The organism is Rhodococcus jostii RHA1, assembly GCF_000014565.1.
Taxonomy (GTDB): Bacteria; Actinomycetota; Actinomycetes; order Mycobacteriales; family Mycobacteriaceae; genus Rhodococcus_F; species Rhodococcus_F jostii_A.
On record NC_008269.1, the window covers coordinates 218,183 to 238,597 of the forward strand.

General features: G+C 66.3%; 21 protein-coding genes, 1 tRNA gene and 2 pseudogenes. 7 read left to right on the plus strand and 17 right to left on the minus strand.

From position 1 onward, the window contains the following. Nucleotides 1-231: 231 nt before the first annotated feature. The 3 genes from RHA1_RS36655 to RHA1_RS44885 form a co-directional block, all read right to left on the minus strand. Nucleotides 232-1,146 carry a nucleotidyl transferase AbiEii/AbiGii toxin family protein gene (locus RHA1_RS36655; RefSeq protein WP_007296986.1) on the minus strand — a complete coding sequence of 305 codons (915 nt, stop codon included), beginning with the start codon at nucleotides 1,144-1,146 and terminating at the stop codon, nucleotides 232-234. Continuing rightward, nucleotides 1,143-2,108: a type IV toxin-antitoxin system AbiEi family antitoxin domain-containing protein gene (locus RHA1_RS36660; RefSeq protein ID WP_011599139.1), complete on the minus strand. Its 966-nt coding sequence runs from the start codon at nucleotides 2,106-2,108 to the stop codon at nucleotides 1,143-1,145. Before RHA1_RS36660 ends, RHA1_RS36655 begins: the two co-directional genes overlap by 4 nt. A 799-nt stretch (nucleotides 2,109-2,907) precedes the next feature. Beyond that, complete coding sequence (locus RHA1_RS44885) at nucleotides 2,908-3,105, minus strand: three-helix bundle dimerization domain-containing protein (protein ID WP_007296984.1); 198 nt, start codon at nucleotides 3,103-3,105, stop codon at nucleotides 2,908-2,910. A gap of 246 nt (nucleotides 3,106-3,351) precedes the next feature. On the opposite strand from RHA1_RS44885, the gene RHA1_RS36675 reads away from it, so the two are divergent. After that, nucleotides 3,352-4,341 carry a pentapeptide repeat-containing protein gene (locus tag RHA1_RS36675; protein ID WP_007296983.1) on the plus strand — a complete coding sequence of 330 codons (990 nt, stop codon included), beginning with the start codon at nucleotides 3,352-3,354 and terminating at the stop codon, nucleotides 4,339-4,341. Between the two features lie 399 nt (nucleotides 4,342-4,740). On the opposite strand, the gene RHA1_RS36680 is transcribed toward RHA1_RS36675, so the two are convergent. Then, nucleotides 4,741-4,944 carry a hypothetical protein gene (locus RHA1_RS36680; protein WP_007296982.1) on the minus strand — a complete coding sequence of 68 codons (204 nt, stop codon included), beginning with the start codon at nucleotides 4,942-4,944 and terminating at the stop codon, nucleotides 4,741-4,743. 187 nt (nucleotides 4,945-5,131) lie between these two features. Here RHA1_RS36680 and RHA1_RS53325 point away from each other — a divergent pair, with 187 nt between their 5' ends. Continuing rightward, nucleotides 5,132-5,443, plus strand: a complete 312-nt coding sequence (locus tag RHA1_RS53325) for an adenine nucleotide alpha hydrolase family protein (protein ID WP_011599145.1) — start codon at nucleotides 5,132-5,134, stop codon at nucleotides 5,441-5,443. A gap of 1,010 nt (nucleotides 5,444-6,453) precedes the next feature. Here the strand turns inward: RHA1_RS53325 and RHA1_RS50810 are convergent. Then, a complete protein-coding gene (locus tag RHA1_RS50810; RefSeq protein WP_039951055.1) occupies nucleotides 6,454-6,669 on the minus strand; it encodes a hypothetical protein in 216 nt (71 codons plus the stop codon). A gap of 195 nt (nucleotides 6,670-6,864) precedes the next feature. Here RHA1_RS50810 and RHA1_RS46990 point away from each other — a divergent pair. Further along, a pseudogene (locus tag RHA1_RS46990) lies at nucleotides 6,865-7,020 on the plus strand (GmrSD restriction endonuclease domain-containing protein); the annotation flags it as partial. 377 nt (nucleotides 7,021-7,397) lie between these two features. On the opposite strand, the gene RHA1_RS49775 reads toward RHA1_RS46990, so the two are convergent. The 7 genes from RHA1_RS49775 to RHA1_RS53005 form a co-directional block, all read right to left on the minus strand. Next, complete coding sequence (locus RHA1_RS49775; RefSeq protein ID WP_007296976.1) at nucleotides 7,398-7,613, minus strand: hypothetical protein; 216 nt, start codon at nucleotides 7,611-7,613, stop codon at nucleotides 7,398-7,400. Nucleotides 7,614-7,886: 273 nt separating this feature from the next. Further along, the gene (locus RHA1_RS49780) at nucleotides 7,887-8,165 is read right to left on the minus strand and encodes a hypothetical protein (protein WP_007296975.1); all 279 of its coding nucleotides are present in this window, start codon (nucleotides 8,163-8,165) and stop codon (nucleotides 7,887-7,889) included. 1,452 nt (nucleotides 8,166-9,617) lie between these two features. Continuing rightward, nucleotides 9,618-9,788 carry a hypothetical protein gene (locus tag RHA1_RS50815; RefSeq protein WP_007296974.1) on the minus strand — a complete coding sequence of 57 codons (171 nt, stop codon included), beginning with the start codon at nucleotides 9,786-9,788 and terminating at the stop codon, nucleotides 9,618-9,620. Between the two features lie 67 nt (nucleotides 9,789-9,855). Further along, complete coding sequence (locus RHA1_RS50820) at nucleotides 9,856-10,026, minus strand: hypothetical protein (RefSeq protein ID WP_007296973.1); 171 nt, start codon at nucleotides 10,024-10,026, stop codon at nucleotides 9,856-9,858. A gap of 58 nt (nucleotides 10,027-10,084) precedes the next feature. Beyond that, on the minus strand, nucleotides 10,085-10,441 hold the full coding sequence (locus RHA1_RS44900) for a hypothetical protein (protein WP_007296972.1): 357 nt from the start codon (nucleotides 10,439-10,441) through the stop codon (nucleotides 10,085-10,087). Between the two features lie 318 nt (nucleotides 10,442-10,759). Continuing rightward, complete coding sequence (locus RHA1_RS36715) at nucleotides 10,760-11,884, minus strand: Lsr2 family DNA-binding protein (RefSeq protein WP_041813391.1); 1,125 nt, start codon at nucleotides 11,882-11,884, stop codon at nucleotides 10,760-10,762. 652 nt (nucleotides 11,885-12,536) lie between these two features. Beyond that, entirely contained in the window at nucleotides 12,537-12,662 is a 126-nt protein-coding gene (locus RHA1_RS53005) for a hypothetical protein (protein WP_255314991.1), read from the minus strand. Between the two features lie 316 nt (nucleotides 12,663-12,978). On the opposite strand from RHA1_RS53005, the gene RHA1_RS36720 reads away from it, so the two are divergent. The 3 genes from RHA1_RS36720 (at nucleotide 12,979) to RHA1_RS36730 (ending at nucleotide 15,282) form a co-directional block, all read left to right on the plus strand. Then, complete coding sequence (locus tag RHA1_RS36720) at nucleotides 12,979-13,293, plus strand: hypothetical protein (protein WP_007296970.1); 315 nt, start codon at nucleotides 12,979-12,981, stop codon at nucleotides 13,291-13,293. Between the two features lie 1,346 nt (nucleotides 13,294-14,639). After that, nucleotides 14,640-14,972, plus strand: a complete 333-nt coding sequence (locus RHA1_RS36725) for a WhiB family transcriptional regulator (RefSeq protein ID WP_007296968.1) — start codon at nucleotides 14,640-14,642, stop codon at nucleotides 14,970-14,972. A gap of 19 nt (nucleotides 14,973-14,991) precedes the next feature. After that, nucleotides 14,992-15,282: a DUF4193 domain-containing protein gene (locus RHA1_RS36730; RefSeq protein ID WP_007296967.1), complete on the plus strand. Its 291-nt coding sequence runs from the start codon at nucleotides 14,992-14,994 to the stop codon at nucleotides 15,280-15,282. A 125-nt stretch (nucleotides 15,283-15,407) separates the two neighbouring features. Here RHA1_RS36730 and RHA1_RS36735 read toward each other — a convergent pair. The 4 genes and pseudogenes from RHA1_RS36735 to RHA1_RS36750 form a co-directional block, all read right to left on the minus strand. Beyond that, nucleotides 15,408-15,481: transfer RNA gene (locus tag RHA1_RS36735), tRNA-Ile, on the minus strand. A gap of 83 nt (nucleotides 15,482-15,564) precedes the next feature. Continuing rightward, a complete protein-coding gene (locus RHA1_RS52440; RefSeq protein ID WP_050787561.1) occupies nucleotides 15,565-16,125 on the minus strand; it encodes a helix-turn-helix domain-containing protein in 561 nt (186 codons plus the stop codon). Next, nucleotides 16,086-16,490, minus strand: a pseudogene (locus tag RHA1_RS52445) (MFS transporter); the annotation flags it as partial. The gene RHA1_RS52440 and the pseudogene RHA1_RS52445, both read right to left, overlap by 40 nt. Before the next feature lie 166 nt (nucleotides 16,491-16,656). Further along, entirely contained in the window at nucleotides 16,657-18,204 is a 1,548-nt protein-coding gene (locus RHA1_RS36750) for an MFS transporter (RefSeq protein ID WP_007296964.1), read from the minus strand. Nucleotides 18,205-19,087: 883 nt separating this feature from the next. On the opposite strand from RHA1_RS36750, the gene RHA1_RS36755 reads away from it, so the two are divergent. Next, the gene (locus RHA1_RS36755; protein ID WP_007296963.1) at nucleotides 19,088-19,648 is read left to right on the plus strand and encodes an IS5 family transposase; all 561 of its coding nucleotides are present in this window, start codon (nucleotides 19,088-19,090) and stop codon (nucleotides 19,646-19,648) included. A 371-nt stretch (nucleotides 19,649-20,019) separates the two neighbouring features. Here RHA1_RS36755 and RHA1_RS53330 read toward each other — a convergent pair whose 3' ends face one another. Then, entirely contained in the window at nucleotides 20,020-20,397 is a 378-nt protein-coding gene (locus tag RHA1_RS53330) for a hypothetical protein (RefSeq protein WP_011599159.1), read from the minus strand. Between the last annotated feature and the right edge of the window lie 18 nt (nucleotides 20,398-20,415).

The window sequence follows — 20,415 nt, forward strand, 5'->3', positions numbered from 1 at the left end:
CTCTCGTTACAGCACGAACTACCGCCCCGCCGAGCGTAATGAGAGTGTAAAAGACCGGCCGAGTTCGGTACCGACGGAATCTGAATTCACCCGCCACCCAGCCCGCTCACGGCAGTTCCCCCACTCCTTGCCCTTGCCGTGCGCGTGAACGACGCTCTCCTGGATAGACTCTCGGTCTGCGCGGTCACCCAGGCTCTGGTTTCATGCAAGGTCCGCGTCCCTGACGATGTCCTACTCCGGAGCCTCCCAGGCGCTGCGCCCGTGACTCCACACCGCCGACTCCCGAGCAGTGGGAAGCGCACCCAGGATGCGGTCGTAGCAGCGACCCGCCACAGCCAGCGCCACGTCCAGGTCGTACAGGTCTGCGGTCAACGGAGAGTTGCGGGCGGTCTTGGCCCACTGCGTCGCCCACGCCGGGCCCGGGCTCACCAACGTGACCGGCAGCGAGGGCAGGCCGCGCACCCGCCGCTCCCGCTCGACCGCATCGACGGTGGAGGTGAGATCGATGGGCAGGAACATGCTGATCAGCAGCAGATCCACCAGATCACGGAACCGCCCCGACGCCGCCCCGGCCGCACCGTGCACCTCGTAAAGTGCGCAGATCTTGTCGGCGATTTGATCCGCCAGCGGATACAGCGGGACACTGGTCTCGGGTGGGAAGTCGTCGGTGTCGACCAGCCGCGGGATCGGACGGCGCTCGATCTCCCCGACGAGGGTGCGGCGGCTGCCGACCACATCGAGGGAGAAGCTGTCGTACTTCTTGCTGCCGAGGGAGGCCGTCACGGTGACCGTGACCCCCTTGTCGTGGCTGAGCTCGGTAGCCGGGCCGACCTCGAAACGGAAGTGGTCGAGATGGTGGTCGCGGACCGCGCGGCGCAGCTCGTCGACCGAGTCCGAAAGGTCGGTGGCAGCGAGGAGGTCGATGTCCTTGCTGTAGCGGGCCTGCGGCAGACGCACCATCATTCCGATGCCGCCCTTGAGGATCCACCCGTCCGGGTCGGCATCGAAGACGCGGGTGAGGAAGCGGGCGATGACGAATCGGCGGCGCACCAGGGCGATGTTCTGGCCGTGATCGTGGGCGTATCGGTTGAGGCGGTCGGTGATGCTCGCCCGCACCGCCTGCGGGGACCGCGGCACCGGGCTCACCGGTCGGACACCTTCGCCGGCCGAGCCGAGCGGCCCGGCCGTGCCGTCCGATCGGATCCGGTCGTGCCGGTGTCCTCCGCGACCCGGCGGGCGGGAGCGGCCGCCCCGGCGCCGGAGCTGATATGGCCGGCGGCGGACTGCCCGATCGCAACGGAGAGCGACCGCAGCAGCGCATCCCGCGCCTGCGGCGACTCGGTCATCGCCTTCATCAGGGCGGCGACGTCCAGCTGCCCGGCCTCCGCCGCGGCCACAGTTGGCGCAGTAGTGGTGGTGGTGTTGCGGGCCAGGTCCGCGACCGCCAGCATGGTGGCCGGCACCCCCGCCTGCGCGATCAGCACCTCCAGGAAACCCTGCCCGTCCAGCGCCCGGTGACCATAGTCGAAGGCATGCGGGGCCAGTACCGCAACCACCTCCGCCACCGTGACCAGTCCTCGGGTGAGGGCGTCGCGGACCACCGACGCCAGATGCCCCGCATCGGTACCGGCGGCGGCCAGATCGGCGATGGTGCGGACCGGGGTGGTCACCGGCAGCCCGTCGACGAGCTGCCAATCCTCCCGCGACAGCGCACCCCGGTGCACGATCACCCCCGGCAGCGCCAGCCGGATCCGTCGGGTCGCGGTCAGCTCCACCACATCGGCGTCCAGATCCCCCACCCCGTGCAGGGCGGCGGCGGTGCGATGCGAAAGCACCCCGGTCGGGACCGGCTGATCCAGCCGCTCCCACACCACCACATCCGGGTCCAGCGCCAGCCACGCCACCCGCTCCCCCAGATGCACATCCTCCGGCATCCGTCCCAGCCGGTACAGCCCATGATGCAACCGCTCGAGCACCCCCGAATCGACCATCCGCTTGAGCTGCTGCACCGACACCGACGTCACCGCCCGCGCCTGCCGGCTGGTCACCACACCCCCCTGCTCAGCAGCCAGCGCCACCACCTGCGCAGCACGACTATCCGATCTCATGACACAATAATACACACTTTACCGAATGTTCAGGGCACCGTATGTAATTATCGTGCCAGTCTAAGTTGACGATGATGCCGTTCAGCGCGGCAACCAGACTCCGGGCCTGCCAGTACCCGAGGATGCTCAGCGGACGGTCCGCATCGGGCCGTGCCAGCTCCTCTTCTCCCCCGCGTGCACATGACGAACCAGGACGAACATGCCCACCCTCCGCCACCCCGCCGTTCGGTGCGGTTGCCCGATCGGCACCAGAAGGCGCCAGGCCGCCAGACGGAAGACATCGGCGAACTGGCGACAGGTGTGATCGTCGTCGACGCGCCGCTCCGGGGGCTGTCGTTCGCAACAGAATTCGCCGCCAGGACACCTTCGTCGTCACCGCATCAGCGAGCGAGCGCCGTCGGTGAGCACGGGCGGTGAGCGCGGGCGCCGGCGAACAACGGAACCCGCCGCCCACGGAAGGCCGGGTAGCGGGCTCCTCACACGGCCCCGCAAGGCCGATGGCAGTGACGGGCACCATGTCCGGGTAGTCAGTTCGGTGGCGTGCCGATGCATCGCGGGTCATCACCTCGGGAAACCGGAACACGATCGCATCGATAAGCCGATGCACCTCCTACAGCTCGGCACGCAGCGCAGCGGCCTCGCCGCGCAGCCAGTCGGCGAGCCGGTGGGCCTGGGGCGCCCTCGATGAAGGCATCGACGGTCTCGATCCGCGCCGCGAGGATATCGATCGCCGTGTCCAGTTGGCCAACGGAAGATCCGCGCCTGCGCGCGTCCGAGTCGCCCGCCCTCGCGCCGACGCTCACGCCTCGAGCAACGAGCTTCGTGGTCGCCGCACGCTCGAGAAGCAACGAACGAAATCCCGAATCGGGCATCCCACGAAATGGGCGACCGCCTCCGCCACCGCGGTCCCGACCGCCTCCCGCGACCCGGCCGGGAACTTGTTCAGCAACCGGACGGTGAACTGCGAGATCTGGCGGGCTTTCTCCTCTGCGTTCATACCCCAGAGCCAGCGCTCCCCCGGTCACCACATCAGTCCGTCACCCTGGCCTCTCTGGGCCGGGCATCCTGGGCAGCGAATACTCAACGCTGACCGCGACCGCCGCGTGCACGCAGCTACCGGCCCCAGCACCTGGTCTACGCCCACAGGCGCGGAACCACCTCGTGCGGAAAGACTTCGGTTGGCCTCTCGAATCGAGGCACGAAAGCGGGTCCATCAAGGTGCCGGACGCGCGATGATTGAACGGTGAGCGTCGACTCGGCCTCGACCAATTCCGGACACAAGAAGGACCGACAGGTACCTGCCGTGGGGTTGATCGTCCTCGGCGTCGGTCTCGCAGCAGTCGCCGTCCTCGTGTTCGTATTCCTGAAAGTCCAGTCGTGGCATGACCTGACTCCAGGGCAAGCCACACTGTTGGCGGGTATGGGTGCGATCGTCGCGGCCTCACTCGCTGTGTGGGGTGCATGGATAACCCGCCGAGGCGCGGAGGAGAACACGCAAACGCAGATAGCGGCCGATCGGGAGAACCTGACCTCGCAGATCACGGCGCAATCGGACAACCTGTCGGCCCAACTTCACGCCCAAGAGATACACCTTCGAACGCAGATCGAAGCCCAATCGGAACAGCTACGCGCAACACATGCGCTCGAAGAAGCCCGTGATCTCCGGACTCGGTACACCGCGGTCGCCCAACAACTCGCCGAGAAGACCCTGGTGATCCGCATGGCCGGTACCTATGCGCTGGCTTCACTCGCCGACGATTGGCACGCATTCGGCAACGATAGAGAGCGCCAAGTCTGCATAGATCTGCTGTGCGCCCAACTCCGAGACCTCACCGCGACCGCCGATGACGACCGCAAACTCCGCGCCGCACTGATCAAAGTCATTCATCAGCACACCAAGATCAGCGACGACCGACTACCCGAGAACGGTTGGTCCAGATGCCAATTCGACCTCAGCAGCGCAGACCTACAAGGCATCCAACTACCCCAAACGGTCTTGTTCGACGCGACACTCGACGACTGCAACCTGTCCGGCGCACTACTCATGGGTGTGCAGCTCTCACACGCTCACCTGCGCCGAGCCGACTTGCGGAACGCGATGCTGACCTTCGCCCGCCTACGTCGAGTCGACCTGACAGACGCACAGATCGACGACAGCACGGAGTTGACCGGAATCAAATACGACAACGAGACGACATGGCCCCAGAACTTCACCCCGCCTCCGAGCACATAGCGCTGGTCAAGACCCGCGGCAAGGGCCGGTCCGCGCCGGGACCGCCCGCCACACAGGTGGTGCCATCGAGAAAACGCAAGGGGAGCTGAACCCATCCGCCGGAACGACGGTGGCACGCGAGATGGGTCTCACGACCTCGATCATTGAGCAGGACACAATGTGCGCGCCGCCGGCAAGCCTCCGGCCCTGAGCCGGCCAGGCCGGCCCATGACCGTCGAACGACGATGAACTGCCGCGAGATCACCTGCCCGACCAGTCTCATCACCGGCGTCGCGTGGCCGCACCGCGAGCACCCGGCCACCAGGTCCGCAGGCTCGGCGTGGTCCGGGATACCGACGACGGCGGCGGTGTAGGCGGCCTACACCGCGTCCTACTCCGCCGCAGTGAGGTTCGACGCCGTCACGACACCGAAGTGACGGCGCCGTGCGGGTATTGCTCGGCGATCTCGCTCGTCTCCCGGGCCAGCCAGGTCAGCTCCCCCACCCCATCGTCCGCGGCCGTCATCAGATCCGCCCACTCACACTCCGGGCCCCGGACACACACCAACGCCAACTCGTTCTCGGACAACGTCTGCCACAGCTGCTCCACCGCGGACGACCCCATACCCCCATTCAACCGCAGACCACCGCCGATACCGAGGATCGGCGACGGCCTGTCGCATCTCGGCGCCGCCCCCGACACCACCGTTGCGCCGCTCTATCGACTATTAGCACCCGTACGGCGGATAGGTCCCCACGTCGACGCGGGAGCGGTTCGGTGACGTGTGGGGCGAGTTCGGAGCCTGACCGCTGTGTCGACGACGACACAGGACCCAGGCCTGGGCCTCACCGCATCGAGCGGGCCTCCGGGCACCGTCGGCCAAGCCCGGTGCCGCAGCGCAGCCGTCGCGGACTTCGCGGCCCGGATGGACGCGCACCTGGCCGCCCACGACCGGTACGCGGCGTCCTCCGGCAAAGACTCCCTCGTCGTCCTCGACCTCGCCCGCCGCGTCGAAACCGATGTGCCGGTGGTGTTCTTCGACTCCGCACCGCCCGGCCCGGTGCACTTGGCCAACATCCACGTAGTGGACCTACGCGGGCGGCCGTTGGCAGCGGACGCGTAGGGGTCCCAGTGTGCACCGAACCGGGCCACCGGCGACGCTACGACCGACGCGGGTCCAGCTGTGCTCGCCGCCGGGTCATGCCGACGCCGGGTCATGCGCAGCTCCGACGCCGGGGATCGCGTAAACCGCGTCGGGCACGACGCCGAGGCGTACTTCGATCGCCGCGATGAGCGTGTCGAGCACAGAGGCGTCGGAGGGGGCGGGCGATCGCGAACCGAAGCGCTCGGCGTACGCACTGAGCCTGTAGTCCGCGGGGCTCTGCGGGATGGGACTTCCCCCCACAGCGCCCCGTGCGCGACGTCGGCGGCCATGCGGTCGCGGATCCACCAGCGGCGATACGTGGAGGGGTCATACGGGGAGCGAGAGCAGGGTTTGAAGGGCCTCATCACGCCGTGCGGCAACGATCTCCCACCAATCCTCCAGGAAGCACGGAAGCACGTGACTCCCTGCTCGGTGATGGTGGTGGCGATCTGACTGGCCGTACCCGATCCGCGCCCGCCCAACCAGCCCATGCAGGTGAACTCGGCGAGGACGTCCGCGGCGAAGGCATTGTCAACATCGGGGCCGCCCAGGCGCCGAATCCCGGAAGGTCCGTAAAACCCGGGGTATACGGGTAACTACAGCGCCGTCACCTTCGCCTCCCGCGAAGAAGGCCCGCAATCACATCACGGGCATCCGGATGCTCACGGGTCTGCACTCGCGGACCATCGTCATCAGATACAGAAGCACCCATCAGAGGTGAGGATTCCTCGGCAACCAGCTCAGCGATCCAACGATCGTCGGCCGGTACCCACGCCCGCGGCTCCTCACGAAGCCCCTCCGCGACAGACACCTCACGCCGACGCCCTCCCACACCCGCAGAACCGGAGTCGCTAGCCATACCATTGCCCCTCACTGCCGATCACAGACGCTTCGGATGCCAGACCCCACAATATGCCGATCCACGAGAAGCCCGGTAGCGCCACTCCGAGGAGGGCCGATGCCGGTACAGATGGCAACCTCCACAGACGTCACGACCGCACGAGTACCAGCGGCCACGCCACCGCGGCGATCGCCACCGCATACGTGCGGTGGCACCAGATGGCACGACAGCCCGCGCGGCGCGGCGTCACCGCCGCCGGCGCGAAGAACCGCTCCGCCCGCCACATCACTCCCACCGCGGCGACCATCCCCAACAGATACACCGCACCCACCACCGACACGACTCCCCACCAGAACCCATCCACTCGCCTCCAGCCCTCCCCTCAACGCTCGAATCGCGACAGTGCCAACAACCATATCGGCGGCCCGGGGGACGTTCGCTGATCAACGATAAAGTCCTGCAGCGCTTCCCGAAGCAGACCGGAGAGGCATGCGGCCGCTACCCGCTCTATAGCAACCACCTTCATCTCCCCGCCGCTCAATGGTGTTCGTGGACATACCGGTCACCTGATTCCGACGCCGCATCCTGGTTGCCGCCGAACAACGCCTACCGATGCACCTACATCTCCCGGCAGATCGACGTCAAAGCCCTCTACCGGTTGTGGGTGACCCAGGCGGAGAAGGACGTGATGAGCCAGGTCCTGCACTCCTGCTGACCACTACGCGCTATCCGGATTCGGGAAAAGCCGCCGGTCACTACCGTAGCGTCCGCGGGATCCGGCCTCGGCGTCTCGGATCCGGCCTTCGATGCGTTCCGGGTCTTCCCGGTTGGCCAGGCCGGTGCGGACGGCTGCGGCGATTCCGCGGTGCGCCCGGCCGCACCGCGGAATCCGACGGCGGGCTGGCTGATGTGCGGTGCCGCGGGTCGCACTCGTTGCTGTTGGAGCGGTTGGTTCCCCAGCCGTTTCGCGGTGTGAAAATGCCGTCACCGCCGACATCCCGCATCGGCCCGACGCAGACGGCGACGGGCAAGCGGTATGTATTCCGGCAGCGCGACCTTTCGCGTCGCTGAGGTGTGGTGATGAGGAGGCGGCTACTCGCGCTCGTCGAGCAGCGCGAGCAGTTTCTCCAGGGGGACACCGCTTGTGCCGTCCTGCCCGATCACCCGCTCATGTGAGGAGTTCACCAGGTTCTCGATCTTGGCGAGCTTCGTCTCGGCGGCGTCACGTTGCCGCCGAAGTGCGCGGATCACGCCTTCGTTCTCGATGTTCAGTTCGCGGAGCTCGTCGATGCCTGGTTCGATCGCCATGAGATCTCCCTCCTCGCTGCCTGTGGTTGCGACGAAGTGTAGTGGTGGACACAGACACTCCGCCCAAGCCCGACCGGGGATCGGAACCATGTACACACCGGCGACCGGGGCGCCGCGTGGCGCGGCGGCGCCGGGCGGACACCGCGGAGGGACCTCCATGAAGCCGCGACTGATTGTTGCCGGCGGGGGTTGTGCAGATTCGGCGCCGAGCCGTAAGGCCACCGGTCGATCTGCGTGGGTCATCTCCACCGCCTGGGGCGCGCGAATCACGGTTCACCCACCCGGACGCGCGCCCTCGTCGAACGACTGTGCGGCATCGCCCGACTCGGCGGCGTCGGCCGCCGCAGTCAACACCTCGGCCAACTGGCGCGCACAGGCCGGGGTGAGTTGACCGAGCGCACCGTCGTGGGCGTAGATGCCCACGTACTCGGCAACGATGCGCGTCCCGGACCGGTGCTCGCGCATCTGCCGCGTATCGGCCGATACGTCGATATTCCCGTCACGCAGAATCCAATACGTCCGGTGGCCAACCCGTCCGGTGGGTTCGTTCACAGCAATCCCTCTTCTTCAGCAATGGGCGAGACAGTCCGACAAGCCTTCCAGATCACGCCGGGGGCGGCGTACCGCGTTCCGCTCGGGCGCCGGCCACCCGCCGCATGCCTCACCGCTCGATGAGCGGACCACACGGTGTTCGGGATCGTCGGACCGTCGTGCGCCCGGACCGGGGTGTTCCCTCCATCGCTGGTTGGGGTGCGCTTCGGATACGGCGGAGAAGGGCGGCCGCGAGCGCAACAGGTGGATCCGGTCTCGCGGTTCCCGCACCGATCGCCGCAGGGGCGATCGAGCCGACTGCCGCCGCGGCGCCGGCGTGCCCGCCCGTTGAGACACCACACGTGAGAACGTCCGCCGCACAAGGCAACCCGCCGCCCACCGGGTCTTGAACACCCACCGCTGCAACGACCCTCGAGGACCGTGGGCCGATCAGCCACCCCGGGCCCCGACTGCCCGCTCCGGACTCGGTGTGCCAACTACGGGCCGGACGGCAACATGTCCGGGACGGTCCGGTCGGCGCCGGCCGCGGACAACGCCGCCCGGTTGGGCGATGGCGCAAGCACCGGGCCACGCCGGCACCGAACTCCACTCCGCCGCACGGTTGGGCGGCAATGGGCACGAACAGACCGTGATCGTGGCCGGCTCATCGGTAGCCCCGACGGCATCGAGTTCGGCCGTCGGCCCGCGCCCGCACCACCTACGGATGCGGGCCGCAGCGTGAGGCTACTTCCACCAGTCCCGCCTGCGATGCGGGACAACAATGTCGTCGAAGACCCTGGTGTCACCGGTATCCCACCGGCGACGCCCCGCCGCGAGGGTACGAGCGGTACGGCGACGCTCACGACGGAGATCACGAGCATGACCCTCACCGTCGTAGCACAGCGAACACGAGCAGATCCTGGTGCCCGTGTACGTGAAAGCCCAGAAGCACTTCGTCGCGGGCAACCAGGCCCGACCCTCCTGACACCGGTCAGGGAGGTCGCACACGTCGTGGTAGTCGGCGTGTAACGGTTCAATGGAAAGTTCGCCACGGCGAAGACGAACCCAATACGGAGAATGCGCATCGGTACGGGACAAGGCGGTGCCTTTCAGCGCTCAGGCGCCCCGGCCCGCTACCCCCGAATGAGGACGCACCGGGGCGGCGATAGGAGCACCGCATCCCTCGCCCGCCGAAGCGGGCATCGCCATCCACCAGAACTCATGCCGCCCATTCTGACATCCACCTACGACAGACCCGAGCAGACCACACCCGCTTGCCATGGCGGCCCGGCAACAGCAACCCCCGCCCACCGGAACCCCATCCCCCATCTACCCTGCGTCTGCGGGCCACACCCGCTCCGCTGGGAGTCGTTTGCCGGCGCCGGACCGACCAGCACCACCCCGGCACCACCACCTCGGCACCACCGGTGAGTTGCATCGCGACCACCGCACCCCGGGGTGCCGCCCCGACATTCACGTCGGATCCCACGGTGATCGTTCGACGCTGTTCAGCTCATCGAGAACCTCATCGACCGTGGTCGTCGGGATGCGGAAATCCTCGCCCTCCGACGCGCGGAGGCGACGACGTACCTGGGCGAGCATGGCGAGTTCACGCTCGAGGTCTGCTGCGGCTCGATCACCCACGACCTCACCCTGCCCTGAAATGGGTGATAACCAGAGCGAGCCGCACGACAGACGCGAGAGTCCACCCTCAGTGCGGTGCAGCATCCGCGTCGCGGGGAGGGACTTGGCGTTCGAGCAGCTCCGCCAACTCCTCAATGGTGACCTCCACCGTGCCGAACATCGGATCCCCCTCCATAGCGGCGCGGGCGACCGCCCGACCGAGACGTTCTATGAGGTCGGCATACAACGGATCCGTCATACCGGACAAGTCTGCTGCACCCCCGAGCGTTCACCCCACCCACCCGAAAAAATCGGGTTCAGCTCTCCGGGTGTGTCGAGTCCGCCGCATCGAGTGCATGCAACGCCCGGGACGCCTTCCTCGACTGGCTCACGAATCGGAGGTGAATGGTCGCCGACACAAGCGCCCCCACCGCGAAGACGATCGCCAGAAGCCACCACCACGCACCAAACACCAGGAAAAGCCCCAGGCAAACGCAGGCGGCGCCCAGGAACGCCCACTGCACACGCAGCACCTTCCGAGCCTTCTCATTGGCACGGGCCATCTCGGAAAGATAAAAGTCCTTGCTCATCGAATGAATGTCGACCTCCCGTTCACACTCGGTCCGGACACTGGGGGAAGCGGTCAGCACCGACGAAGAAAGAAAACTCGCCATCACCCACCACTACCTCCCTCACCGAACACACCCCCAGCGTAGGGGGCATGGCCGACAGTGTGCGGTGCCGACGCGTCTGACCAGGGCTGTCGGTGGCTCCGCGCCGCGGCGGGAAGGGGCCGCCGGCGACCACGGAGCGCCGGAGCACCCAGGCCCCGTCCTCGTCGCCGGCGCGCTTCTGGCTGTGCGCGCAAAGATGTCCGCACAGAGCACCGATGGCTCGCCAATGCTGCGCCACAGAGGCCGGGCCGACCGAGAATGACTGCGCTGATGGCCGGCGACAGGGCCGCCGAATCCATCAGGCCAGTGTCCACAATGTCACGCGACCGGAAACGCTGCCTGCGCATCATGGAAGGCCCGCTCGACCTCGGCCGGAATCCGGCCGCGGGAGGACACCACGTGCCCCTCCCCGATCGCCCACTCCCGAATCTCCCTGGACGCCCTCTTCGCCGAAACCTTGCTCACCGACGCGCTCGTCACCGGAGCCTTCTCCGCGGCCGCCGGTTTCGCGGCCGTCCTTGTCGCCGGAGCCTTGCTCGTCGCCGACCTCGTCACCGGAGCGGCCGGCGGGGCGGTCTTCTTCCCGGCCGCCTTTGTCGCGGAAGGCTTCCTGGCCGGCGCCGTTCGTCTCCGAGCCTTCGTGGCCTGCGCGTCATGGAAGGCGCGCTCGAGTTCAGCGGGAATCCGGCCGCGGGAGGACACCACGTGCCCCTCCCCGATCGCCCACTCCCGAATCTCTTTGGTCGTCTTCTTCGCTGGCGCCGTGCTCACCGACGCACTCGTCACCGGAGCCGCCGCGGACTTCTTCTGTACGGCCGCCTTCTCCGCCGGACCGGTGCTTGCCGCCGACCTCTTCACCGGAGCGGTCGCCGCGGACGCCTTCGTCGCAGCTGCCTTCTTCGCGGGCGCCTTCCTTGCGGGCGCCGTGCTCGCCGCTACCGCCTTGGCCGGAGCGGTCGGCGCGGCCGTGGTCTTCGCAGCTGCCTTCTTCGCACTCGTCTTCTTCACCTTCGCCGGCTTGGCCTGAACCGTCTTCGCCTGCGCGTCGTCGAAGGCTTGCTCGATCTCGGCCGAAATCCGGCCGCGGGAGGACACCTCCAAGCCCGCCCCGATCGCCCACGCACGAATCTCCCTGGTCGTCTTCTTCGTTGGCGCCCCGCTTGCCGCTGCCCTGTTCGTCGAGGCCTTTTCCCCGACTACCTTCTTTGCTGCCCTCTTCTTCGCCGTCGTCGTCTCCGCGATCGTCTTCTTCGCGGCCGTCCTCTTCACCTTCGCCGGTTCAGCCGGAGCCGGCTTCGCCTGCGCGTCATGGAAGGCTTGCTCGATCTCGACCGAAATCCGGCCACGGGAGGACACCTCCAAGCCCGCCCCGATCGCCCACTCACGAATCTCTTTGGTCGTCATCTTCGCCGAACCTGCAGAACCCCTCGGTGATACCGCCACGTTGTCTCCCCATTTCGCCAGGCAATCGTCAAACACACAGTAGCGGCATTTCGGCGCCCCCGCCGCCAGCCGATGAAACGGCAACCAATCACACGCGGGCCGCACTGATCTGGGAAGACCCGTAGCCCTCACCCTGTCGTCTGACAGGACCACACAGAGCACCATCTGCCGACGGTGCCGGACGACTGCAGGACCATGTCAGCCAACCAGGCCTGGGTCTTCTTTTCGTATCGGAGAGAGAATACGGACTCTATTGCTCTGCAATCGTTTCCGACGATCAATAGGGATCACGGCAGAACCGTCGACATGCACCGAATTCGCGGAACTGCCACGACGTGAAACGCAGCCCCAAACAGAAATGGCGTGAAAGTGTTCGAGCCCCCAACCACGGCCTCGAGGAGACCGAGAGATAGAGAATCACCTGATACCCCATTTTCCCAACCGATCTCCAACCCATCACCAAGCATGAACCCTGTGTCACCGTGCTGGATGCGAGTCCACACCCACGCCCATCCGTTGCCGAAGCCCGGGCTACGGAAGCCGAGCGCTTCCCACACCCACACATTTCAAGTGGTGGACCTCACCCGGGACCGTGACCACCTCGTCGACGGTGCCCTGGTCGGTCAGCCGCGTCAGTGGACTCGGCGAATGGTCAGTGCAGTCGAGCCCAGGGTTCCGCGGCGGGCAGCATCAGGACGAGTTCGGCGGGGTGGTTGCGGCAGCCGCACATCACCCCGTCGAAGTCCGGGGCGGCGGCGAGGATCTGATGGCGAAACATTGGCCGAGGGCCGGATCGCTCGCGCTCACCCCCGGGAACAGCTGCACCCGATCGGCCCACCGCACGCCGTCATCGAGGGCCGTCCCGACGAGGGCAGTCACTGCTGTTCGGTTGCCCCTGACCCACTATGTCAACGTCGACAGGCGAACCGTCGGAACCATCGATACCCTCACCCGATCCCCACCTGAAACGGTGAGCCGGCCGCGACAGACCCCGAATCAGTCTCGCACACCACGCATCCCAGCGGGGACCCGCGTACACCGTTCAACGAGATTCCTATAAACAGACCGCTCATACTTTTCGCAGGGGAGGCTCCATGAAGAGCACGATGGTCATCGCCGCAGGCGCATTGGCACTCGGCTTCGGCGCAATGTGCGCTCCGACCGCCACCGCGCAGGACGCCGGCTACGGGGAGTACCCCTGCAGTGACCAATTCCAGGTCCCATGGTCACTCGATGCATGGAACGGCACCCACAAGGTCGCATTCAGCCCCTTCGGAACCGACAACATCGAGTGCGTCTCATTCTACGGACAGACCGCGGCGTACCAGCTCGATGCGCAGGGACGAAAGCATGCCCTCAATCCGCCATCCGGCGTACTCGGTGCGTTTGTCCCGAATCTCTACTTCTGAGACCCCGCGGCGTACTGACCACCCCCATCGGATCTGCCCTCCCATCGGCCCCGCGCGGGCAGGGCCGCTTCCATCTCCGGGGCCTGCACCACCCCCACATCGGTGACGAACTCCGGCGCCTGCGCGCCCCGACCGCGCCATCGTCGGTCAAACCCATCAGCGCCACCCCCGCAGGATTGAGATACAGCGGGCGACCGCTGTCGTAGTCGGAGACGGCAACCAGGTTCTGGGCACGTTCGATCACCGCGAGCAGCAGCCGAGTATCCGCCGCCGTCGGCCCCCCTTACGATCCCGTTCCGTACCGACCGGCGAGGTGTCAGCGAGCGGTCGGAGTGTTCGGTCGGCGATCGTCGGCGTACATGGCCTCGACCCGCGCCTTGATCTCGGCGGTGCTCATCACCGGGCCGCCGCCACGTCCGGGATTCGGGCACGGACATCGTCGGGGTCGAGGGTATCGCCATGAGAAATCTGCCTTCGTCACTCGGGTGTGGGGCCGCCACCGCGGCGGCCCGCGTGGCTGGTCCAGCACCCACGCATAGGTGTGATCTGATTCACATGCCGCGGCGTTACATGCACCATCCCCAACCATCGACCGGCCACCACCAGCACACCGGCCTGGGCCCGACACCCTCCTCGCCGCCGACACCCCCACCTTCCCGGACGGCCGCCCGCCACGTGGACCGAGCCGAAAGCCTGCACGACGGGCACACACCCCCGTCTTTGACCGACACAATCGCCCAATCCCTGCCCGCACACCTCGAGCACGCGTGGTGTGGGCTGACCGATGACGACCCGACGCCCCGACGGCCTGCCGGCCCGCACAGACGGCCACGTCACGGATGTGATGCCAGTTACTTTCCAGCGATTCTCTTCGGCATCGGGTGCCGCGCCGCTACGCTCGACAACACACCCCGATACCAACCCCTGAGACGGGCGCCGGGTGTAGAGCATCCGGGCACCTCCCGGATCCACCGATGTCGAGCCCAGGCATCACCGCACCGACATCCCCACCCGTGTGGGCGCGGTGCGCACCGAAACCAGTCCCGAACCCCGGTCGGTCACTGTCGTGAACCCGACCGCCCATCCCCGGGGCTCAGAAGTGAAACCGCGATGCGTCGAGGGGTCATGTCGCACAACACTTCCCGGACCACAACGAAACGGTGCGCACCCGATCCCACACCGTCCGCGCCCACAGGAAGCCCACACTCACCCACATCGATGTGCCGTACACGCGCGGGCCGGGGACCGCCCACAGCCCGCCAGCCGCACCGTGCGCACCGTGCGCACCTCGCTGCGCGATCCGCCGATCGTGTCACCGTTCATTTTTCGAAAGCGACTCATCTGCTGTGCCTGATCATCTCCACCACCCCATCGACCTGGACTGGCAGCACCGCGCCTCATGCCGCGGCACCGACACCGACATGTTCTTCTCCCTCGACGGTGAACGCGGCAACGTCCGCGCCCGGCGCGAGCGCGCCGCCAAACAAATCTGCCAAGACTGCCCCGTGCTCGACAACTGCCGCGCGCACGCCCTCACCGCCACCGAGTCTTATGGCATCTGGGGTGGCATGTCCGAAACCGAACGCGCCCGCCACACCCGGCGCACCCGCCGCCCGGCACGACCCCGCGAGCGTGTCGTGTCGACGGACCCTTTAACCTGGCGGATCCGAACACCCTGAGCGTGAAGGTAGAACAGCCATGGCCACCGACTACGACGCACCACGAGTCACCGAATCCGACGAGCCGGACACCTCCCTCGAACAGCTGACCGCCAGCCGGAAAGACACCCAGTCCCCCGTCGTCGACGTCGAAGACACCGACACCGCCGAGTCGTTCGAACTGCCCGGCGCGGACCTGTCCGGTGAAGAATTCACCGTCCGTGTCATCCCGAAGCAGTCGGACGAATTCACATGCACCAGTTGTTTTCTGGTCCACCACCGCAGCCGCCTCGCCGACGCTGCGCAACAACTCTGCCGCGACTGCGCCTGAGTACGTCAGCGCACTCGAGATACTCGGCCCATCGCCAGGTTGAGCGGAGTCCGCATTGCCCACGCTCGTTCCGCCGGCACGGCAGCCCTGACGGAGCCCTTCCCGAAGGTCGCCCGGCGGCGCGGTGGGGCGGGCGGGGCTCGAACCCGCGACCAATGGATTATGAGTCCACGGCTCTAACCGACTGAGCTACCGCCCCATCACCGCACCACCCCTCGCTCTGCGGGCGTAGCGATGGTATCTCCACATTGCTGCCCCGTCCCGCTCGCGGCGGGGCAGTGCTCATACGCGGCCGAAGAGCTGCCGCACGCCACCACCGTCCTCATCGACGGCATACAACGCCATTCCCAACAGATCGAGAATCCGTTGCGGCATCGACACCGCCTCGATCCGCTGCGCGGCCCCCGCGGGCAGGGTGTCGGTGAAGAAGGTGCCGAGCGCGGCGGCGTGCTTGCCCTCGGTGCCCCAGACGATCTTGCCGGTGTCGTGGTCGGACACCATCGTCAGGTACTTGTGGTGGCGGCGCCACGAAATCTCGTCCACCCCGATCTCGACCAGATTCGTGAATCGGTCGAGGTCGAGTTTGTCGGCGACGACCCGGCCGCAGATCGCGCCGACGGTGCGCCAGGTGATGCGGTAGAACGTCGCCACGGTGGACTTGTCTGTCTTGGTGGCCAGCCACACCGCCAGGTCCTCGAAGTCGCGGGTGAACCCGGATCCGGGGCGGGCGAAGTCCACCGCCTCGACCAGCACCCCGTGCTCGGGGCACCGCAGTCGCCGGCGGCGCATCGTGAGCACACAGACGCGTCCGCCCAGGTTGAGGTGCCGCCACGACGAGTCCACCTCCCGGGTGTCGTAACGATGAAGGGTTGAATAAGCAGTGCCGAGCAGCCCAGCATGATGCGGCGTTTGCCGTACAGGTCGCCGAGGCGTCCGCTGATCGGGGTGGCGACGGCGGCGGCCAGCAGGGTTGCGGTGACGACCCAGGTCGCGTTCGAGCGCGTCGTATCGAGCAGCTCGGGCAGCTCGCCGATCAGCGGCACGACGAGCGTCTGCATGACCGCGGCAACCACGCCGGCGAAGGCGAGCACGGCGACCACGGCATTGGTCCGAACCGCAGGCCCTGGGTCGTTCGGGATCGGAGGCGTGGCGCCATCAGGTTGCGCGGAGGAGGGAGAATCAGTCACGAAACCGTGGGAGAACGTCATCGCGGGTTGATCCGTATCTCGCCCTGCAGGCGGGTTTGCTGTGAACCACTGGTCTCAACTCGCCCTGACACCCAGGGCCTTAACCAACCCACAACCGTTCGGTGGATCGAGGATAAGGCACGCTGGGGACTTGCTCGATCGGAGTGAAATCCCGCGAGACCGACGATCAGGCGAGGCCCTGCCCGTCGGCAGAGCCGACACGTGCAAAAGTAGCACCCTCGACGTCCAGCTCGAGGTCGGTTGCGGCGCCGCCGGTGGCGGGCTGTCGTCCGTGTCGCATAAACATGGAAATTATCAGGGCGATGACAGCGCTCCCTGCACCGACAAGGAAGATTGTGGTGAACGCGGCGTCGTTGTATAACGGCCCTTCGGGGCCTACGTCCGCGACATTGCTCGACAGCACGGCGCCCACGATTGCACTGGCGATAGCAGTTGAGATCGAGACCGAGCAGACCTGGATCCCACCCGAGACTCCCGTGTACTTCCGAGGCACCGCCTCCACCATCAGATTGGGTTGGGCCGCCCAAAAGAGCCCGAACCCGACACCCATAACGCATAACCAGACGAGAACAAGTACCAGTGAGTGGTGCGCTAGAGCCAGCAGCGTCGATCCGATCGCGAAGCTGGCCATGCTGGAGATCATGATCGCCCGCGGGTTGAAGCGTTTCGTAAGCAGCCCGCCGAGCGGTCCGAACACCATGGACGTGATCCCGAATGGGATCTGGGCCAGGCCGACCATCAACGCACTGAGACCGAAGGCGTACATCATGCCGGTGGAGGAAGGGGTCTGCAGCATCTGCGGGAGGGCGATCGCCATCATCCCGCACGCCATGAACCCAACCAGACCGACTGTAAGGGTCAGCGCGACGGCTGGGTTGCGCAGTACCCGGAGGTCGATCATGGGTTCTTCAACCCGGCTCTCGACCAACACGAACATGCCCAGTGCGATAAATCCACCGAGAATGACCAGCAGGGTTAGGGGCGCAAGCCAGCCCCACTTGTCACCCTGCCCAAGCCCAAGCAGGATCCCTCCGATGCCCAACGCCAGTAGCAGGCCACCGAGGATGTCGACTCGCCCGACCTCAGCGGACCGTTGCCGAGGAGTGCGGGGCAATACGATGACGCTCAGCGGCGCGAGCACTGCCGTGAAGGCGAAGAAGAACCAGAAGATCGACCGGTAGCCCAGACCATCGACGAACGCACCCCCGATGACAGGTGCTAGCAGTCCGGAGACGCCGAACCCAGTTCCGAGTGCCCCTAACGCAATCGGGACGACGCGTGGTGGTAGTGAGTCCCGGAACACCCGGTACGCGATCACAGGCATCACCGCTATCGTCCCCTGGAGTGCCCGACCCACGATCATCAAGGCGAAAGACGACGATAGCGCCGAGATCAGGCTTCCTACCAGAAATACCGCGCAGGCGGTGAGAACCACCGGCCGTTGGCCGAAGCGGTCAACCAGCTTACCTCCGAGGGGCATCACCATCGCGCCGACCAGAGAGACTATCGTTATTGTCCAGGCGAGTCCTTCGACCGGAAACTCTGCTGCCATAGGGCGTAGACCAGGTACCAGCATTGCGACAGCCATCGCGTTGAGTTCGCACAACAGCAGGATGACCGCGACGATCGCTATCTGCCGTCGGACCCCGTGGATTCGTCCGTCAGTTTGACCCTCGGGGCAGCCATCCTCACTCGGCGCTTCATTGATAGACATTGAAACATCGCCCTTTCAGTCGTTAATGACCGTGTCTGCAGGGATCGCGTACACCGGGGCCGCCGGGAGAGGATGGCTTCTGTGTGCTGCCCTTGAAGGAGGCCGAGGGATTGGCTCAGATCGGCCCTTCGCTTCTCGACGACTTCAGACGTTAGCCCTGAGACTGCGGAAAATCGGGGTCCTATTTGGGCGCTTAATGATTCGTTGATTAGTCGTAGCCTCGGCGGACAGACCTCATCGGTCAGGAATCGTTCAGTAAGGCGACCTACTCGGCTTCGGCGAGACGCGATCCGCCTCCGGCAGTGAGCGATCACCTCGTCGTCGGTGTCGGTCGCCCCTCTATCGAGGACGACGACTTACCGACTGAACCAAATTTTGTGCGGGCAGGCGCCGTCGAACTTGACGCGTCGGACCGAAGTTTGGCGGAGGCTGCTATCTGCGCGATGACCAGCAGCCGATACCTGTTTATTCGTTGGTCTGAGTTCGCATCGCTTGGTGTGGCCGCGGAGGGTCGCAATATAGGGCACTAATCTGGACGGCTGGCGCCCCTACAGTTCATTGTGATGCAAATCTCAACGAGGCCTTCATGGCTAAGGGGTGTTTGAGAACTCGCGATCGCGGGCGTGTGCCTCGCTTAGAATCGAAGAATGAGGGCTCCTGGTTGGGTCGGTGAGTACATGTCCCCGACTACACCAGGAGCCCACAATGACATCATCGCCGATACCGCCATGCCGGTCGTGCCCGCCCCACGCGGCGGGCGGGCACGGTTGCGTGGTGTACCCGTCGTCGGTCACCGACGCAGAGTGGGCGACCCTCGAACCGCTGTTGCCCGCGCCCGGCATCTCGGCAGGCCGAGGCGGCAGACCCGAAGCATTGCCGCCGTTTGGACGCCATCTTGTTCATCGTCCGCGGTGGTATCGCGTGGCGGCAACTGCCGATGGAGTTCCCGCCAGCCGGGACGGTGTACGCGATCTTCACCCGCTGGTCCCACAGCGGCGCGTGGCAGCGCATCGGTATCGGCGGCCGGTACCGTCTGCGAGTCGATGATCGCCGCGGTCGGGCACCGGGCCCGCCCGTCACGCACCCGCAGGCGGTCGCGCAGCGCGTCGACGTGCCCCGATCGGGCCGCGGCTGGGATGGCGGCAAGAGAACGAACGGCGTCAAGCGACACGTTGCCGTGGATGTGAACGGACTGCTGCTCGCCGTCGTCGTCACCGCTGCCTCGATCCAGGACCGCGACGCCGCGCACCGACTCCTGACCGCACTGCGCGGCAGGTTCTCCACCATCCGGCTGGTCTGGGCCGACGGCGCTTATCCTGGACGGCTGCCCGTCTGGGCGAAAGACGCTCTCGCCCTGCCTATGCAGATCATCAAACGCATCCCCGGCGCCACCGGTTTCCACGTCCGACCCCGCGTTTGGGTGGTCGAGAGAAGTTTCGCGTAGCTCAACAAGCACCGCCACTGCGTGCGAGACTACGAAACCAGACCCGACCACCACGAGGCCATGGTTCACATCGCGACGATCGCGACACATGACGAGGCGGCTCGCCCGAACCTGACGGTTTTCAAACGCGCTCTAAGAAACATGGCCCAAGTGGATCACCGAGGATGCCCTATGGCCCGGTCTGCCGGGCCGCCTCAGAAGTGCCTGCACGGCCACGGTGCCGCCGATTCCTCCGGCGAGCAACCCCAGCAGCAGTGCCACGTTGGTGTACATGTCAACCTCCCTTCGGGTGTGGTGATGGTCGGACACTGTTTCGGCGGGCTTGACCCCGTGCTCACGTACGCATAGTCAGATGACGGGCGGAGCCGTCTCTACTTCGTTGTACCCGCTGTCGTCACGGATGCCTCTGCAAAAGAGGGCGGGCGTCGGCGCGACTTAGCTTCGCGAGCGTCGGCGTTGGACCGCAGGGGGTTGCCTGTCTTGGCCACACGATGTCCGACAAGAGTCAGTATCGGTCGTGGAATCCCGAGACCCTTCACCGGCATGCCTGTCACATAGCCTTCCGTGAAGAGATAGTTCGCGGCGTCGTACACCTCGTCGTCGCTGAGCGCCGACGCGGCCCACCCGACTTCTCCTCCGATGGCATCCGCGTCCAAGATCGGGCTGCGATAACCCTCCGTTGTCTTTGCAAGAAGCCAACGCAGGACAGCGTCACGAACCGCCCACTGACGATCGGTAGCTGCACTCACATTTCAGTCCTCCGGTAG